Annotated in this window: 2 protein-coding genes; one reads left to right on the top strand and one right to left on the bottom strand. The window is 57.5% G+C overall.

What is annotated here, in order from left to right; translation table 11 throughout:
• Positions 1 to 484 (bottom strand): anaerobic ribonucleoside-triphosphate reductase (gene nrdD, locus RTY00_RS22720; RefSeq protein ID WP_312666419.1); only part of this gene is annotated, 484 nt, incomplete at its 3' end.
• A gap of 268 nt (positions 485 to 752) precedes the next feature.
• On the opposite strand from nrdD, the gene RTY00_RS22715 reads away from it, so the two are divergent.
• The coding region (locus RTY00_RS22715; RefSeq protein ID WP_312666417.1) for a family 20 glycosylhydrolase at positions 753 to 3065 on the top strand (2313 nt) is incomplete at its 3' end.

Genomic DNA, 3065 nt, shown 5'->3' with positions numbered 1-3065 from the left:
GATAGTGGATGTCGCCGCGCTCATGCGCCAGCACCACATCGCGTGGCAACAGTTGCTGCTGAGCGTAATGTTTAGCGACGATGCCGGCCAGCAGGTCGCGCTGGGTTGGGATCACTTTGCTGTCTTTGTTGGCGTTTTCGTTGAGCAGCGCGGCGTTGGTTTGCTCCACCAAACCGCGAATGGCGTGATGCAGTTTACCGCGTTGCTCGCGTGCCAAATCGCGGTCATGGCGATATTCGATATAGGCGCGCGCCAGCTGCGGCCAGCGTCCGCTCATCAGCGTCTCTTCCACCGCGCACTGAATATCACGGATATCCACTTCGGCCTGTTCAGCCAGCTGCTGGCTAACCTGCGCCGCCACTTGCGTGCACCAAGCCGTATCATCGATTTGTGCCGCACGCGCGGCCGCGCTTACTGCCGCCTCGATCCGCTGCGCATCAAACGGCACTCTGCAGCCGTCACGCTTAATCACCACCGTCGCCATTTCTTCTCCATGAAACTATATGTAGATAATTTTAAGGAGTGTAATCGCTATATATGGTGTTTACGCGCTAATTAATCGCAGGCGGTTTGACCTACAGCAAGGAAGCCACAACGAAGATTGAAAGCCGCGCAATGGTTAATCTGGCTAAACTACAAAAGTTTTAACCTGCCTTGATTTCAGTTTACGGCCACTTGCTTTGCAATGCGAAACAGGTTTAATGGGCCTTTTGCCCAATTTGGTCCGCTGTTTCATTTACAAGGATGCCCAAATGCCATTGCAAAGAACCTTGCTTGCCTGTTGTTTATCCATGACTTTTTCCGCCTTCGCCGCGCCCGCCGGAGATTTACCGCTGATGCCGTGGCCACAAAGCGTGGTGCAGCCGAGCGGCGGCGGGGCGTATGCGTTAACGCCGCAGCTCACCTTGCATATCTCGGGCGATCATCTGGAAGGTGCTGAATCGCGCTGGCGCGCACGCATTGCGCGGCAAACCGGCTGGCCGCTGCTGCCAGCCAGCGCATCCAGCGATCATCCCAACATTCAAGTACAAATCGCGCAGGCGGTTGATCCGATTCCCCAGCCGGACAGCGACGAAAGTTATCATCTGCTGGTTAACAGCGACGGCGTGTTACTGAAAGCCAACACGCGCTTTGGTGCGATGCGCGGCATGGAAACCGTGCTGCAGCTGATTGAAAACACGGAAAAAGGCACCGAAATTCCCTACGTCACCATTGACGATAAACCACGCTTTCCGTGGCGCGGTGTGCTGATTGATTCGGCGCGCCACTTCCTGCCGATTGAAACCGTGAAGCGGCAAATTGACGGCATCGCCGCCGCGCGTATGAACGTGTTTCACTGGCACTTAACTGACGATCAAGGCTGGCGTTTTGCCTCCAGCCACTATCCGCAGCTGCAGGAAAAAGCCAGCGACGGCTTGTACTACACGCAGCAGCAGATGCGCGATGTGGTGCACTATGCCACGCAGCGCGGCGTGCGCGTGGTACCGGAAATCGATCTGCCTGGTCATGCTTCGGCGATAGCGGTGGCGATGCCGGAGCTGATGAGCGCGCCGGGCCCGTATCAGATGGAGCGCGGCTGGGGCGTGTTTAAGCCGCTGCTCGATCCCAGCAACGACGCGGTGTTCCGCTTTATCGACACCTTAATGGGCGAAGTAACGGCGATCTTCCCCGATCCCTACATTCACATCGGCGGCGATGAGGTCGATCCAAGCCAGTGGAATGATTCCACGCGTATTCAGCAATTTATGCGCGACCACGGCCTGAAAGATTCGCATGCGCTGCAAGCCTGGTTTAACCAGCGCGTTGAGAAAATCCTCGAAGCACATCAGCGCCGCATGATCGGCTGGGATGAGGTTTACCATCCTGATCTGCCAAAAAGCATTCTGATTCAATCGTGGCAAGGACAGGATGCGTTGGGCACCGTGGCGAAAAACGACTTCCGCGGCATTCTCTCCACCGGTTTCTATCTCGATCAGCCGCAAACCGCCGCCTATCACTATCGCAATGAACCCTGGCCGCAAGGGCTTAACGGTGCGGATCAGGTGCAAGCCGGTGAGCAGACGCAGAGCTGGCAATTCACCATGCCGCGCCTGAAAGGCAGCGCGCTAAAAGGCAGCTTTACGCTGATTGAGGGGAAAAACGGCTGGCGCGGCTTTATCGATTTCAGCGGCAAAGCACGTCGCATGGTCAGCGACATTCGCTGGTTGTCGCCAACGCAGCTGACCTTCAGCGTCGATACGTGGATGGGGCCGTTCCAGCCGATGGTGACGCTGACGCAAGACAAGCTGACCGGTTATATGCTGGTGGGCAACGTGCGTTATCCCACGGAAGGCAGCAAGCTGGCGCAAGTGCCAACCGGCATTGCGCCATCGCTGCCGACGCCGGAACAGCTGCAAAACAACCTAATTGGCGGCGAGGCGGCGCTGTGGGCGGAGAACGTTAACAGCCGGGTGATTGATACGCGCCTGTGGCCGCGCGCCTTTGTGGTGGCTGAGCGGTTGTGGTCGGCGAAGGATGTCACCGACAGCGATAACATGTATCAACGCCTGAGCGCGGTGGATCGCTGGGGCACCATTTCAGTCGGTTTGCAGCAGCATCAGCAGGCTGAAGTGCAGATGATGCGACTGGCGAACAGCAGCGATATCACGCCGCTGCGCATATTGGCTGAAGTGCTGGAACCGGCGCAGTACTACACGCGTCAGCATCTGAAATTCCAGGCCGGTCATTACGACTATTTTGAACCGCTCAATCGTTTGGCCGATGTGTTGCCTGCCGAGAGCAACGCGGTGCGTTTGCTGGATAAGCAGGTTGATCGCTTGATCGCCAATCGCGCCGATCACGCGGCGGCGCATGCCATCCGTCAGCAGCTGCAACGCTGGCAGAACAACAGCGATGCGGTGATGCCGCTGATTCTGGGTAGCTATCAGCTCAAGCCGCTGCAGCAGCAGGTGCAGCAGGTGGCGGAACTAAGTCGGATGGGGCTGGATTTGGTCAACGCGCTGGAGCGTAATCAGGCGTATGGCGCAGGCGAAGTGGCGCAGATGCATACGCAACTGGATGCGGCA

The organism is Pantoea sp. CTOTU49201 (assembly GCF_032054795.1).
Lineage (GTDB): Bacteria > Pseudomonadota > Gammaproteobacteria > Enterobacterales > Enterobacteriaceae > Pantoea > Pantoea symbiotica.
Note: the sequence above shows the minus strand (reverse complement) of the source record. Positions and strands in the feature narration are given on the sequence as shown.